General features: G+C 51.6%; 11 protein-coding genes. 3 read left to right on the top strand and 8 right to left on the bottom strand.

Features of this window, described 5'->3' with window-relative positions; all coding sequences use genetic code 11:
* Positions 1-112: 112 nt before the first annotated feature.
* The gene (locus tag M1D70_RS14450) at positions 113-955 is read left to right on the top strand and encodes an AraC family transcriptional regulator (protein ID WP_456290248.1); all 843 of its coding nucleotides are present in this window, start codon (positions 113-115) and stop codon (positions 953-955) included.
* A 51-nt stretch (positions 956-1,006) separates the two neighbouring features.
* On the opposite strand, the gene M1D70_RS14445 is transcribed toward M1D70_RS14450, so the two are convergent.
* Positions 1,007-2,593, bottom strand: coding sequence for a glycoside hydrolase family 43 protein (locus M1D70_RS14445; protein WP_456290247.1), 1,587 nt, complete (start codon positions 2,591-2,593; stop codon positions 1,007-1,009).
* The gene (locus M1D70_RS14440) at positions 2,590-3,720 is read right to left on the bottom strand and encodes a glycoside hydrolase family 88/105 protein (RefSeq protein ID WP_456290246.1); all 1,131 of its coding nucleotides are present in this window, start codon (positions 3,718-3,720) and stop codon (positions 2,590-2,592) included. The genes M1D70_RS14445 and M1D70_RS14440 overlap by 4 nt, the downstream gene beginning before the upstream one ends.
* 287 nt (positions 3,721-4,007) lie before the next feature.
* Between M1D70_RS14440 and M1D70_RS14435 the strand changes: the two genes are divergently transcribed.
* The gene (locus M1D70_RS14435; protein ID WP_456290244.1) at positions 4,008-4,934 is read left to right on the top strand and encodes a pectinesterase family protein; all 927 of its coding nucleotides are present in this window, start codon (positions 4,008-4,010) and stop codon (positions 4,932-4,934) included.
* Positions 4,934-6,367 carry a serine hydrolase domain-containing protein gene (locus tag M1D70_RS14430; RefSeq protein WP_456290243.1) on the top strand — a complete coding sequence of 478 codons (1,434 nt, stop codon included), beginning with the start codon at positions 4,934-4,936 and terminating at the stop codon, positions 6,365-6,367. The genes M1D70_RS14435 and M1D70_RS14430 overlap by 1 nt, the downstream gene beginning before the upstream one ends.
* 214 nt (positions 6,368-6,581) lie before the next feature.
* On the opposite strand, the gene M1D70_RS14425 is transcribed toward M1D70_RS14430, so the two are convergent.
* The 6 genes from M1D70_RS14425 to M1D70_RS14400 form a co-directional block, all read right to left on the bottom strand.
* Entirely contained in the window at positions 6,582-8,075 is a 1,494-nt protein-coding gene (locus tag M1D70_RS14425) for an extracellular solute-binding protein (protein ID WP_456290242.1), read from the bottom strand.
* A 66-nt stretch (positions 8,076-8,141) separates the two neighbouring features.
* Positions 8,142-9,014 carry a carbohydrate ABC transporter permease gene (locus M1D70_RS14420; RefSeq protein WP_009592041.1) on the bottom strand — a complete coding sequence of 291 codons (873 nt, stop codon included), beginning with the start codon at positions 9,012-9,014 and terminating at the stop codon, positions 8,142-8,144.
* Between the two features lie 48 nt (positions 9,015-9,062).
* Positions 9,063-10,034, bottom strand: coding sequence for an ABC transporter permease (locus tag M1D70_RS14415; protein WP_009592008.1), 972 nt, complete (start codon positions 10,032-10,034; stop codon positions 9,063-9,065).
* 509 nt (positions 10,035-10,543) lie between these two features.
* A complete protein-coding gene (locus tag M1D70_RS14410) occupies positions 10,544-12,943 on the bottom strand; it encodes a helix-turn-helix domain-containing protein (RefSeq protein WP_456290241.1) in 2,400 nt (799 codons plus the stop codon).
* Between the two features lie 265 nt (positions 12,944-13,208).
* Complete coding sequence (gene ilvD / locus M1D70_RS14405) at positions 13,209-14,900, bottom strand: dihydroxy-acid dehydratase (RefSeq protein ID WP_456290240.1); 1,692 nt, start codon at positions 14,898-14,900, stop codon at positions 13,209-13,211.
* Between the two features lie 20 nt (positions 14,901-14,920).
* Complete coding sequence (locus M1D70_RS14400; RefSeq protein WP_456290239.1) at positions 14,921-15,586, bottom strand: GntR family transcriptional regulator; 666 nt, start codon at positions 15,584-15,586, stop codon at positions 14,921-14,923.
* Positions 15,587-15,659 lie beyond the last annotated feature (73 nt).

Here is a 15,659-nt window from a genome sequence, read left to right as displayed (position 1 = left end):
GGGCGATTGCGGCCAAAACCCTTGAAGATCGGCTGCAGGCATGATATATAATTTTCTACGATCACTATCGATGGTCGTAATCCCACCATGCGAACAAAGGAGTTAGAGAGGAATGATTGACCGGCTGCAGCCTAAATACCACATCGGAGATCATGATTTCTCCATCCAATACATGTCGCGAAACGGTTCCAGCAGCATGCCGCGCCCCCATGAGCATCCCTACTTCGAGCTGTACTACTTGCTCAACGGGGAGCGAGTTTACTTCATGGACGATAACGTGTTCACCGTCAAAAAAGGGGATCTGATGATCGTGAACCCGCATGATCTGCACTCGACGGCAAGCTCCGATAAGCTGACCTTCGAGCGGGTGCTGATCGGCTTCTCCAGAGCCTTCATCGAACAGGGGGACGCCGGCGTCGCCAATCTGCTCGATCATGGGACGTCCAGGCTCGTTCGTATTCCGCTGAAGCATCAGCCGGAAATCGAACGGCTGCTGCACTCCATGCTGGCTGAATGCCAATCGGAGCAGACTCACTACAGCTCATTGGTTCGCTCGCTGATGAACGAGCTGCTTATCCGCCTCCACCGGATCGAGACCACGCTGCAATCCCAAACCCATGAATACGAGCATCCGATGCATCAAAAAATTTCGGAAATTGCCCAATATATCAAATCGAATTTCCATGAAAAGCTTACGCTGGAGCAGGTCGCCAAGCAGTTTTACATCAGTCCCTCTTACCTCAGCAGGGTATTCACCAGGCTGACAGGCTTTCACTTTCGTGAATACGTGCAGGTGGTACGAATTCGCGAAGCCCAAAAAATGCTCGTGAGCAGCCGGGAATCCGTGCAAATCATCTCCGAGCAGGCCGGATTTGAGCATATTGCCCACTTCAATAAAACCTTCAAAAAAATAGCGGGTACGACTCCTCTCCAGTATCGCAAGCGTCACGGATAGAATCGGGGCTGCTCCAAAGTAGTCATTCGTCTTGGGACAGCCCCGCCGTTTCTATATCTCTGCTCTTCCAACCCTAAACCAGTCGACATCCACATACCCTCTGTCTGGATGATCCGCCTCACTTACCGCGAACAAGCCAACCTTGGCTCCGACCCAGTGACCTTTTTCCGCTACGAAATCCTCTTCCCCGCACGGCATGTAACGATCGTCAGCTGCGGCATAATCGAAGCGGCATTTCGCACCAGGATGTACCGTGACCCGAATCGTAATCTTTCCATCATTCCATCCGCCGGACCAAACGACATTCTCCTCCATCTCATTCCCTTCGGACCGAATAATCTCCATCCCGGATCCGTCCGTCTTCATCCGAACGCCGGCATAGGCGAAGGTTCGTCCGAATATGATCAGACCCGCCCGTTCACCGGGCCTCAGTGACGTTCCATCCAGTTTGGCTTCTGCTTGAAATTCTTCGGCCGGAAATTTCTGCAGCAGCAAGTGAGGGGCATCGTAGATCGTTTGCGAAGGCCGGTGCTCCGGCACGGGAAAAGAGAATAATCGCAAATGGCTTTCCTTCTCGAATGCGTACCAGTCCGGATTCGGATTGGCCTGCCATTGCCACTGAAGGCCAAGCGTTGCGCCTTCGAATTCGTCCGAATCGTCCGGAGCCTGAATCGTATGCTCCCCAAGGACATTTGGCTTCGGATAACGCAGAACCGGTTCGCCGATCCCGTCTCCATTCGTGTCGATCCCGATCTGCGGCCAATCATCCACCCAGCGCATGGGCTGCAGATGTGTTATTCGTCCGTAAGCTCCCTTGTCTTGAAAATGCATAAACCACGATTCGCCCGATGCCAGCTCCACCCAGCCGCCTTGATGCGGACCGTTAATCGGGCTATCGCCTTGATGCAGCACGATTTTGTCCTCATAGGGGCCAAAGACCGAGTTAGACCGAAGCACGGTCTGCCAACCCGTAGATACTCCTCCGGCAGGAGCAAAGATATAATAGTAGCCATTCCGTTTATACAGCTTCGGGCCCTCCATCGTCGGATGGCGCTCGGTCCCGTCGAAGACGATCTGACCTTCATCCAGCAGCTGTTTTCCATCCGGGGACATCCGGCACATTCGTAATAGATGCTTGATGCCGCATCTGCTTTTGGCAAACGCGTGAACCAGGTAAGCCTGGCCGTCATCGTCCCAGAACGGACACGGGTCGATTAAGCCTTTTCCCTCTTGAACCAGATGCAATGGCGTCCAGCTGCCTGCCGGGTCCCTAGCTGTGCTCATCAAGATGCCGACATCCGGATCCCCATAGAACACCCAGTACTTCCCGTCATGGAATCGAAGGGCCGGAGCCCAGACGCCGTTCCCATGCTGCGGGACGTCATAGCCCGGCAGCTCCATCCGGGGCAGCACATGATTCATGATCCTCCAGTTAATTAAATCCTTCGAATGCAGAATCGGCAGTCCCGGCAGATGGCCGAAGCTGGAGGCTGTCATATAGAAATCTTCCCCTACCCGGATCACATCCGGATCCGAATAATCCGCATGAAGCACCGGGTTCACGAACGTTCCGTCTTCCTGATCCGACGGCCACGGTTTGTTCTGTAATGCTTGCATTGTTGATGATGAGTGCATCATAAAGAACCTCCTACCCTTGAATCTTCTAACCGCTCCATTTCCAGACTTGCAAGGATGAAAGGCGCGACGCCGATCTGGGCGTCCGACACCACTTTCTCGCTGATGTAATATTCGTAAGAGCCGTTGCGGTCATCGCTGAGCCCCGCTCCATGGCATATGGAATGTAGATGCACGCCGGTATCGTTAACCTCGACAAACCGCTGTACCAAACCTTCGTAAGCCCTTTCCGCAATGGATCTTGAAGGCTGTTCCAGGTATTGGAGCCGCACTCCCTTGGCCAATGCATAAATAAACATCGAGGAGCCGGAGGTTTCGAGATAATTGCCTTCCCGGAAGCCTTGATCGAGCACCTGGAACCACAGCCCGCTCTCTTTCTCCTGATACCGTCCCAGCGCCCGGCTTAACCGTTCGAATATGCCCATGATCGTACCGCGCTTCGGATGATCCACCGGGAAATACTCGAGACTGTCCACCAGCGCCATTGCATACCAGCCTAAGGCCCTGCTCCAATAATGCGGGGAACGGCCGCTTTCCGGATCGGCCCATACCTGTTCCTTCGCTTCATCCCATCCGTGATACAAGAGCCCCGTTTTGCGATCCCGGGTTCTTCGCTCCACCAGCAGAAGCTGATGGGCTACCTCGTCGAACCATTCAGGTCGGTTGTAGGTTATAGCATATTGCGCCAGAAATGGCGAAGACATATAGAGCCCATCCAGCCACATCTGAAACGGGTAAACTTTCTTGTGCCAGAACCCGCCGTCCGTCGTCCTGGGCTGGCCGATCAGCTGGGCGGCAAGCGTGTGTGAAGCCTTTTCATATCGAGAGTCATGAAATCTGGCGCTCAGAGCAAATAAATTTTTCCCCTGGTTGATCTGGTCCAGATTATATTCTTCGATGCGATATCCCCGAATGTCCCCATCCGCTTGAACAAAAAGATCCATATGCCTTTTCATGAAATCAATATAAGCATCCTTGCTATAACAATCCCCTGTGCGGGCGATCGCCATGAGCATCATCCCAGGTACATACGCCCACCGTCGGGCAATTTCAGAGTGAAGTCCCTCGCTGTCCGCTTGACTGAGAATGGTATCCGCCGTAAGGACGGACCATCTGCTCTCTTGTTTCAAAACCGCCTCACCTCAATATCCTTGGAAGTTTCAATCACAAACTAATTATAAAGAAACGTAAATCATTAAAATTCCGGATTCGATGCCGAATTTCCCGCATATTTTGCTTTTTATGCTCTATTTCCCAATCAGCTTTCGTTCAAGAAGACAAGCAGAATAAGCTGCCATTTTTATAAATTCGGCATAAAAGGCAAAGAATGAACCCATTTAAACATCGGAGGTGTTATTATTGGAGCCTGCAATTCGATAACATGGATGAAAAATCCATAGAAGGAGCGTGTTCATCGATGAAAATCACGGTAGATCCCAGCGGACAAGGCGACTTCGTGACGGTACAGTCCGCTGTTGACTCGATTCCCGAGCAGGCCGATTCCCTTGTCATCCTCGAAATCAAAAAGGGTGTGTATCGCGAGAAAATCACGATCCCTTCATCGAAGCCAGCTATTCGCATGATCGGCGAAGGAGCCGAAGAGACGATTCTTACCTATTCGGATAACGCCCACACCCTGTGGGAAGATGGGCAGCCCCTTGGCACCTTTCGCAGTGGAAGCTTGTATGTCTACGCCGACGATTTCAGCGCCGAACAATTGACCGTCCGCAACGATTCCGGACCTGGAACGGGCCAGGCTGTCGCCGCCTTTATCGATGCCGACCGGGTATCCTTTCAGCATGTAAGGCTCGAAGGCGATCAAGATACGCTCTATGTATCCGGCGGACGTCATTACTTTGCCGAATGCTTTATCGAAGGAGATGTCGATTTTATATTTGGGCCGGCAGCGGCCGTATTCGACCGGTGCATGATCCGCTGCAAGCGGTCCGGCGGTTACCTGACCGCAGCCAATACGCCGAAGGAAGCGGAGTTCGGCTATGTCTTTCTGGACTGTACTATATCGGGGGCACCCGGCGTTGAGAACGTATACCTCGGCCGGCCGTGGCGCGATTACGCCAATGTGGTGTTCATCCGATGCGAGATGGACGGCTCGGTTCATCCGCAAGGCTGGCATAACTGGAACCAGCCGGATCGCGAGCAGACATCCCGTTATGCCGAATACAACAGCCGCGGCCCCGGAGCAGCTCCTTCCCTGAGGGTTTCGTGGTCTAGGGACCTTACCGAAGCCGAGGCTAAACGATTTACGATTGAACAAGTGCTCAGTGGGCAAGACGGTTGGTGTCCGCCTTACGCACCAGGTTCATCTAAGCTGACGAAAGGTTGATGATGATGACTGCACTGGCACGAGTCCGTCCCGAGGAGGTGGGTATTCCTCCATCAGCCATCCTCCGCTTTATGGAGGATATGACGGAAAGGAATATGAACCTGCACAGCTTTATGCTGCTCCGGCATGGCAAAGTGGCTGCTGAAGGCCACTACTACCCTTTTCGGAAGGATGCAAGGCATCCGATATTCTCCGTCAGCAAAAGCCTGACTTCTGCAGCCATCGGTATCGCCATTGGAGAAGGGCTAATCTCCCTGGAGGACAAGGTCATTGCATTTTTTCCGGATAAGCAGCCGGAGGCCGTACACCCGTATACGGCCAGCATGACCATCCGGCATCTGCTGAGCATGCAAACCGTTCACCGGAAATCCACCAATAAGGAGGCCCGGGATATCGTATTCGAATATCTTCATACGCCTCCAAGCCATCCCCCGGGTACCGTCTTTGCTTACGATACGACGGGTACGCATACGCTGTGTGCCATCCTTCAACGAGTCACGGGAACCACCGTGCACGAATATCTCGAAACACGCTTGTTCCAGCCCCTCGGGATGCAGGATATCGAATGGGAGACCTGTCCGCTCGGCATTAACCAGGGCGGCAGCGGAGCTTATTGCACGCCCGAGGATATGGCCAGGTTCGGCCAGCTGTATCTGCAGGACGGATTCTGGAACGGAATCCGGATTCTGCCGGAGGGCTGGGTAGAACAGAGCACATCCAAAGCGGTCGATAACTCCAGTGCCGGAATTCTGCTGGAAGGTCGAAGCGGGTACGGATACCAGTTCTGGCGGGCCAGGCGTCAAGCCTACTGCGCCTTCGGCGCGGGCGGACAATTCATCCTCGTCATGCCTGACCAAGATGCCGTTTTCGTCTCAACGGCCAACACCATGTTGAACCGGGACGAGCACCAAGGGATACTGGATAGCGTTTGGACGCATCTGGTTCCTTCCATGGAGGCGTTCTGCCCCCATGATGATGCCGGTTATCAACGGATGCAGCAGCGGCTGAGCGCTTTGAAGCTCCATCTGCCGAAGGGAAGCTCCACTTCCACAGCAGCCGCGGAGGTCTCTGGGCGGCATTATCGCCTCTCACCTAACGAGCCGGGATGGTTGGCTTGTCGCTTTACGTTCAGTGAGCAACAATGTGAGCTCATCTTCGTACATGAAACCGGTCGTCCCGGGGTTTTATGCTCCATGAATGATTGGGATATCGGTCCTGATCCCTTTTATGGCCTTCCCTCCGCCTGTGGTGCCGTATGGGCAGACTCGTCGACTTGCTTGATCCAGATTCAACTGCTGGAGGTGCAGCAGATGTTTATCCTGACCTGCCGTTTCGACCGCGATGGTCTTGTGCTGCAAATCAAGCCGGCAGGGGCGCTCAGAACGAATCATTTGGACCTCGTGCTCATCGGAACGATAATCGATGCTCCATGAACCATGCTCCACATTTGCCGTTTCTTATAAGTTGAATGACTGATTTGAATATAGGACAGCCGTGCGAAATGTTCATCGATCGCTGTTGCTCTCAGATTCATATTTCATTCTTTCATTCGCCTAATAAAGCACCGAGAGACAAAGCAGACAAGTACGCCAATGGTACTTCCTTTTCCTTGCCCGCCTTGTCTCTCATTATCATAAATAATGATCGCTATTCTTGATACTTGTAGGACTCTTTATATTCCGCAGCCATTTGATCGCCGCCGCTCTTTCTCCATCTCTCCACTTCGGCCTTCCAGCCGGCCTCGTCAATCTGTCCCATAATAAACTTGGTTTGCGCATCGGTGATGATCTGCTCCAGCTCGCCGCCGCGTTCATTATACGTATTGGATTTCAAGGTAAGCGCCGGATTCGGCACAATATAGTTCTCGTTCTCGTACACGATTTGTTTATTTTTGTTGAACAGCTCCGTTCCTTTCGGTTTCTTCTCCATGTTGTACAAATCTCCCCGTTGCGGAAACGTATCGCGATAAGGCTTGACCTCCTGAGCGTCCTTATCCGCATCGATCGTTACGGTATAATCGCCTTCGACTTCGTAATGGACGCCTTCGATACCTTTATTAATGACATTAACCATCTCCGGATCCAGCAGCTTGTCAACGAAGGTCAGCACTTTAGCCAGCTCTTCTTCAGACTTGACCGTCGATTTCGGGATCGCCAGAAAGCCGGTATTACCGCTTTCCCCCGGAACCCGAACGCCTTCAGGTCCTTTCAGCGCCGATACGTCGACAACCGCTTCCGGAACGACCTTCTCCAGCTTGGTTTGCAGCGATTGGCCGTTACCGCCGGAGATCCGGATATTCGCGCGGCCCGATTCATACACCTTATTGAGCTCGGAGGAATCCACCACGGCGAAATCCTGATTGATGAGCTTCTCTTCATACAATCTTCTGAACAGCTTCATAACCTCGAAGAACTGCTCGGATTCGAACTCCGGATAGAAATTGCCCTGCTCGTCAATGCCCCATTTATTAGGTGCGCCTTGGGAAACGGCAAGCCGGGTCAATGTTGATGCCGTACCCTGGTTATAACCTTTGTCCAGCATCATTCCGTAAGTGTCCCTTTTTCCGTTGCCATCGGGATCCTCTTCCGTACTGTACCGGATAATTTCATACCAATCGTCCAGGGTCACCGGCTCCTTCAAGCCGGCTGCATCGAGCCAGTCCTTGCGGTAGCTGACGATCGCCCGGCCCATGTCCCGGAACAGAGGGATCCCGTATACTTTGCCGTTCACGCTGATATTATCGTAATAGGGTTGCGGCTGTGCGGCCAAATTCGGGTAATTTTTCAAATGGGTTGTGATATCCCAGAACAGATCGGCTTCGAGCGAGCTGATGGTTGTTGGCGTATAGTTCAGCTTGATCAGCTTCGGAAGCTCATTGGAAGCGACCATGACGTTAACCTTCTCGTCATATGCGGAGTAAGGTATCCACTGAATCCGCAGGTCCGTGTTCGTGTATTCGCGTATTTTTTCCTCCATCGGATTGTTCGGGTCAGGTATTTCTCCCACCTGGTTCACCACCAGGGTGAGCGGATAAGGTCCGTCGCCATTAACCCCGCTCCCGTCGCTCTTGTCTCCGCAAGCCGTTACAACCATCATCCCCGCCAGCATCGCCATCACGGTTGTCATCCATCTTTTCTTCATCATTACCCCTCCATCATATTTATTCTATAAGAAACCCCTCTTTGGGAAGAAGGCGCCTCGAACCGATTAACCTTTCACAGAGCCCAGCATAACGCCCTTAGCAAAATGCTTCTGCAGAAAAGGATACACGAGCAGAATCGGCACGGTGGCAAAGACGATGACCGCCATACGGATCGTTAAAGGCTGCACGTCCATTTCGTCAAAGCTGGAATCCCCCACCCGGCTCTGTGCCAAAATCACGATTTCCCTTAGCAGGACCTGAATCGGCCACTTCTCGTTATCATTGATGTACAGAATCGCATTGAAAAACGTGTTCCAGTGAGCAACCGCATAAAACAAACCAAATGTCGCCATGGCCGGAAGGGACAAGGGAAGCACGATCCGTATCAGGACTCCCAGGTCGTTACAGCCGTCGATTTTGGCGGAATCCTCCAGTCCGTCGGGAATCTGCTGGAAGAAGTTCTTCAGCACGATCAGGTTAAACGCACTGATGGCACTGGGGATCATCAAAGACCATAACGTGTTGGTCAGATTCAATCCGTTCACGACAAAGTACGTTGGAATCATGCCACCGCTAAAGAGCATCGTGATCAATACACCGAGAAGGATGGGATTTCTCCCCCGGAGATGAGGCTTGGACAACGGATAAGCCATCAGCGACGTAAACGCCAGGTTGATCAGCGTTCCTACAACCGTTATATAGATCGACACGAGCAAGCTTCGCGGCAGTGTATCCGACGAGAAAATATATTGATACGATACGAGCGACCATTCTTTGGGCCATAGAATCAACCCGCCTTTGGCGACTTCCGCCGGACTGGCAAAGGATACCGCCAGCACATACACGAATGGCAGGACACACACGATCGCAACGATGAATAATACCGAATGGTTAATGATATCAAACAGGCGATTGCCCCAGGTTTGATCTTGACGCACTTGTATTCCCTCCTGTCATCTTCGAAAAAATGCATCCGCAGCATGGTCCTAGTACACGCCTTCTTCCCCGAATCGCTTGGCCATCCAGTTTGATCCGAGAACCAGAATCAATCCGACAAAGGATTTAAACAGGCCGACTGCGGCACTGTAACTGTACTGGGCCTGCGTCATCCCTTTGGTGTACACGTACGTGTCGAATACTTCACTCACTTCCCGATTCGTCGGCGTGATCATGAGGAAGATTTGCTCGAAGCCCGAGTCCAGGAAGTTGCCTAAACGAAGAATAAGCAAAATGATGATCGTGCTTCGGATGGCCGGCAGCGTGATATGCCACAGCTGGCGCCAGCGTCCGGCTCCGTCGATCCGCGCGGCCTCATACTGCTGCAGATCAACGCCTGCAAGGGCGGCAAGAAAGATCACGGTGCCCCAGCCCACTTCCTTCCAGATCGACTGGGAAACAATCATCGTCCGAAACCAATCCTTCTCCAGCAAGAATGCGATTTTCTCGCCCGTTATCTGGTAAATGATCTCATTGAGAAGGCCGTTCTCGGTCGTAAACAGAATATAGAAAATACCTACAACGACAACCCAGGATACAAAATGCGGAATATAGATCAACGTTTGTACAAATCGTTTGAAGCGTTCCCGCCTTAACTCATTCAGCATGAGCGCCAATATAATCGGCAGCGGAAAGAAAAAGATCAGATTATATAACGCTAAAATAATGGTGTTTCGAAAGAGCATCCAAAACTGCGGCTCACTGAAAAAGCGCTCGAAATGCTTGAACCCGACCCACGGGCTGCCAAAGAATCCGGTATGCGGCTTGTAATCCTGAAAAGCCATCGTCACCCCGTACATCGGAACATATTTAAATACGATAAAATACAGCACACCGGGCAGCAGCATCAGATACATCCACCTGTCCCTGACCAGGTCCCTCAGTAATAGTCTTCTTTTCTCCAGACTCAGTTCCCTTTTTACTTGCGGGCCTGCCGCAGCCGGAGTTTGATTAGATTTCATAGCACCTCTCCTCAAAGTTTTGTGAGCGTTACTTCCTGAATCAGCTGCGATCAAAACTCGCTTTGGAAGCATCGGCATTGCCTGTTTGAACATCGTTCTTGTTGCCTGATTGTATGCGTTTTCATGTTTATATTATCCGTCACGAAATTCGTGTAAGGCTATACTCCGTTCATGACTTCAAGCACCAACCTTCGATAAATGCCTGTCCTGCAAGGAAGGTAAGATATCACGGTTTTCCGTCGCATATGCCGTATTCTACCTATAGCGTGCCGCTGATGACATACAGTCTTAGTTGGTTCTTCGCGCCGTACGTTAGCAGCACACTGATTGATTCGTGCAGCGATTTCCGTAACCCCGCTCGAGCGTTTATTGGAGCAAAAAAGCTGCTCCATCACCGTAAAACATGCTACGGCTGGAACAGCTTTCTTGGATTGATATGATGATTTCATCATAAGATGAGCCCGATCCATCATGCCGGTTGTGTCTACATCTTTGAATGGAGGTGCTAATCATCCCTTCCCTTCTTCACTGTTGAGCTGCTCCCGATACTGGCCGGGAGTTAACCCAAACGTACGACGGAACGTACGGATAAAGGCGCTAATATTCGTGTAGCTCACTTTCCTGCCGATTTCCGAGACCTTCATCTCGGTCGTGGCCAGTAGATTTTTGGCGATATTCATTCGGTACTCGCTTATGTATTCACTGAAGGAGACGCCCATTTCTTTCTTAAATACACGGCTGATATAAGCCGGATTAAAATTCATGACCGCCGCGCAATAGTCGAGCGAAATATCTTGACCGAACTGCTCCTGCACGATATCGACGATTCGGCGGGTGATGTTCACGAACTGTTTATCGGCCATATCTTCCAAAATTCCGATTACAGGCTTAAACAACCTGGAGTGGAACCAGCTCGCAATTTCGGTTCGTGTCTGCAGCCTGAACAGATGCTTCAGCTCCTCTTCGCCATTCCATACTTGCTGCATCGACAGTCCTTGCTCCTGGGCTATGCCAACGGTCCTGGACGCCAGCTGCAGCAGCAATAAATGATGCTCTTGATGAAACCCGTCCTTGCACAGCAATTTATCCAAATAACGCTGAAACAGCTGCTCCACCTGTTCAAGCTGTCGTTCTTCCATGGCAAGCATCATCTGATCCTCGATCAGCCTTAATTTCGTGTATACCGTCTTCTCAGTATTGCCTTGATCCTCAATATCGGCATAACGCACGATGATATTCGACCCGAGAATAAATCGCAGTTTGAGTGCCGCACTGCTTTCTTTGTAGGCACGCTTCGCATCGGACAACCGCTTAAACGGGTGGCTGATGCCGATGCTGCATTCGAGCCCGAGGTATTCATGAACCTTGGCTTTGATATGCTGAGCGGTCTCATAGAACATAGCTAGACCAGCTTCGGCACTCTCCTCTTTACTGGTTAACAGCGTTACCTGGGAATGATTCAGCACGATCGGACTGAAACGCGCCTCTACGGGCAAGGCTTCCGACACGATATTGCTGACCGCAAACAGAAGAAGCTCCCGGTCCTGTTCCTGAAACCGCGATTGTTGAAGGTTATCCAACTCAAGCTGCAGCACGCCGAGACTTCCCCAGCCCGTTGGAAACCCGTAGCGTTCGGAAGCGTATTGGTCATCGGCTCCGGACATCTGCTCGGTAAACAGCTTCAGGACATAGAATTCCCGTAGATGCACCGTCTGGGATTTCATCTGTTTGTCCAGCTCGTTTCTTGAAACGGCAAGGGAGGTCAAGCTCTCCCGGATGGACTCAAACTCATCTTTCCGGTAGTCATCGGTCTGCTGCGGCTGAACGTTCGTCGCGAACTCGTGGAGTTTGCGGATTGGCGAATACATCCTGCGGCTGCCAAACCAGGAAGCGATCAGCACGGTCACAATAATCCCGAAACAGGCTGCGGCTGTAATCAGCGCAATCTTTCCCGTCTGATCGGTCACTTTATCCAGCGATACGACGGATACATAGGTCCAGCCGTTATAATCCGATTTGGCGTACAGCACGCTCACCTTATTGCCTTCGCTCTCTGCGTGAAATGCGCCTTGGGGTTCACCGGACTGCCCAATCCTTGCGAAGACCTCTCCGTTGATCGAGCGGTAAGCCTCCCGATCCTGAATTGGCGACAGGAACGCTTCTCCCTGCTCGTTCAGGATATATTGGCTGGCCCGCAAATTGACGGGTTCCAGCATGCTCCGGATATCTTTGGCGGTGATTTGCAGAATCAGAATGCCGGACGGAGCGGCGCTCTTCGACAGAAGCGGTAATTTGTGTACCAGCCGAAGGGTTGTCGCCGTTTGTTCGGCACTGTTCCAGTGATCCGTCTCCACAGGATTCGCGGTCTGCGAGATTTCCCCAGATCCCGCTGCCCAGAATATGCTTTCATGGGTATCCAGATACCGGTCGAATTCGGCTCTGTTCACGCCCTCCAGCGGTTTGAGTGAGTTTAAATCCACGACCCATTCATGTTTTAGATTGACGACGTACACCTGGTTTAAAATGGTCTGCGTCTGCAGGTTGAACATTTCCTTCGTCAGTTCCCGGACCTTGATAAAATCCTGTCCGCTTAACTTGCTGTCCATCACGGACTTCAGCAGCGAGGAGTTCTCAAACTGCAAGGCGGTTCTTTGCATGGAATCGAGCACCTGCTCCACCCTCATCCGAGTCTGGTTCAGCAGATGCATATTGCCCTCGTTCACCTTCTCCTCCACATCTTTGGCGGCGATGAAATAAGAGAAGAATCCGATAAGAATCGTCGGAAAGGATCCCAGCAGCAAGCTGTATATGAGTATTTTGGATTTGAATGTTCCCAATATCGTCTGCTCCTTCTTGGCATGGAATGTAAAGAACAGGATCAACTGGACCGTATAAATGGATATGTACAACCGATTGATAACGCTTGCATTATAATAGTTTAAAAATCATAACATACCCGAGCATTCATTTTTAGTCTTCGCATGCTTTTTTGTTAGCATTATGATGTCTTTTTGTCCAAACACAACAGCGTGTTGATATCAGGTAAGGAAAACTCATAAATCAATAGCAGCCATTTGCGATAATGGGCCACTGGTCCACTCATATCAAAACAAGCTCTTGCGAACCGCAAGAGCTTGTTTTACCATAAGCCAGATTTCGGGCTGGACATTCCACTTATTCTGCAGAGTCGGTAACCGCGCCTCTCGATGCTGAGGACACTAATTTTGCATATTTGTACAATACGCCCGTGGAAACTTTGAGTGGAGGCTGCTGCCATGCTTGTGCCCTTGCAGCCAATTCGGAATCCGATACGTCGAACGTCATTTCTTGCGTTTCGCTGTCGATCGTGATCATGTCTCCATTCCTCAGCAGCGCGATCGGCCCACCTACCTGTGCTTCAGGCGCAACGTGACCGACAACGAACCCATGCGAGCCGCCAGAGAACCTGCCGTCGGTAATCAGCGGAACCTCTCCGCCGAGACCCTTGCCTACAATGAGTGCCGTGACCGACAGCATCTCCGGCATACCCGGGCCGCCCTTAGGACCGCAATAACGAATGACTAACACGTCGCCCTTGCATATTTCATCTCTCACGATCGCTTTGGTTGCATCCTCCTCGCTGTCATACACCTTGGCAGGTCCGACAAAACGCAGCTTCTTCATACCCGACATTTTGGCAACCGCACCTTCTGGCGCGAGATTGCCTCTTAATACAACCAATGGCCCGTTCGGCTTCAGCGGCTTATCGATGGGGCGAATGATTTCCTGGCTGCCCTCTAACGGCGCAGCTTCCGCCAGATTCTCTGCCAATGATTTGCCTGTGACCGTCAGACAATCGCCATGCAGAAGCCCCTCGGCGAGCAATAATTTCATGACGCCCGGTACACCGCCGACTTCGTTTAAGTCCTGCATAGCATGTCGTCCGCTTGGCTTCAGGTCTGCAAGGTGGGGAACTCGCAAACGGATTCGCTCGAAGTCGTCTAACGTCAAATCTACGCCAACCGAATGAGCGATGGCAAGCAAATGCAGGAACGCGTTGGTTGAACCGCCCAAAGCCATGACGACGGTTATCGCATTCTCAAATGCTTTTTTGGTCATGATGTCCCTAGGATAGATTTCTTGCTCCAACAAGGAGATGACCTGCCTTCCAGCCGCAGCGCATTCCGCTGCTTTGTCTGGTGAAATAGCCGGAGTGGAAGAGGAACCGGGCAGGCTCATCCCCATGGCTTCTGCCGCAGCGGCCATCGTATTGGCTGTATACATGCCCCCGCAAGAGCCCGGTCCCGGGCAGACGCTGCATTCCACCTTATGTAACTGCTCCTCCGTCATTTTTCCGTCATGATATTGCCCGACCGCTTCAAAAGCCGTGACGATATCCACGTTCTTGCCATCGAGCTTCCCGGGCTGTATCGTACCGCCGTAAACATAAACCGCAGGAAGATTCATCCGTCCGATTGCCATCAGGCAGGCGGGCGTATTCTTGTCGCAACCGCCGATCGCCACCAGACCATCGAAACGTTCGGCCCCCGTCACGATCTCAATCGAATCTGCGATGGCTTCTCGGCTGGGCAGGGAGAACAGCATGCCGCCGTGTCCCATTGAAATGCCATCCGAAACCGTGATCGTGTTGAAAATAAGCGGAGCGCCGCCATGATTGCGTACCCCTTGCTTGGCCTCTATGGCTAGCTTGTCGATATGCATATTACAAGGGGTCACTTCGCTCCAAGTGCTGGCTACGCCAATCATCGGTTTCTTAAAATCCGCATCCGTGAAACCAACAGCCCGCAGCATCGCCCTGTTCGGTACCCGGTTGACGCCCTCACTGATTACCTTACTGCGAATGCGTAAATCTTTTTTGTCTGTCATCCTTCCTCTTCCCCCTCTATTTAGAGTAACCCGTGTAGTTCCTGCATGGGACGCATGAAGTTTTGTTTCATCATAGCTTGCGCCCGATCACGGTCCTTCTGCTCGAAAGCGCTGATGATCGAGGCATGCTCATCGACTGAAGCCTGTGTGGCAGCAATCGGCTGTTTTAAGAACACGTACTTAAACCGTCGGATATGCATCTGAAGCGAGGCACTGTATGCAGCGACATAAGGATTATCTGACAACTCCACGATGAAATTATGAAACTGTTCATCCAACTCCATGGCTTGATAAGCTTGCCCGCTCTTCATGGCACTTTCAAAATCCAGATTCATCGCCCGCAATTGCTGGATCTGCTCCGGAACAATGATGGTAGCGGTCACTTCGGCGGCCAAGGCTTGAAGAGCGGCCATGGTCGAATACATCTTAAAGATATCTTCCCTCTCAATGGCCGTAACTTTTGTTTCTTTCCCGGGGTGCGTGGACACGAGTCCTTGTACTTCAAGCAGTTGAAAAGCTTCCCGGATGGGCGTTCGGCTTACGCCAAGCGATTCCGCCAATTCGGCGTCGAGCAATTTCTCGCCGGGTTGAAGGGTGCCATCGATAATCCACCGTTGAATTTGGGAGAAGGCTCTTTCCTTTGCGGTCATCCGTACGGGAGAGACATAATTCTTAGGAACAGGCATGGTTTATCATCCTTACTCTTCAGGTTTGTTATATGCAATATATCGCATTCATATATTAAATACAATACATTAG

It is taken from the genome of Paenibacillus sp. AK002 (assembly GCF_053903045.1).
This window is presented reverse-complemented; position numbering and strand designations above follow the sequence as displayed.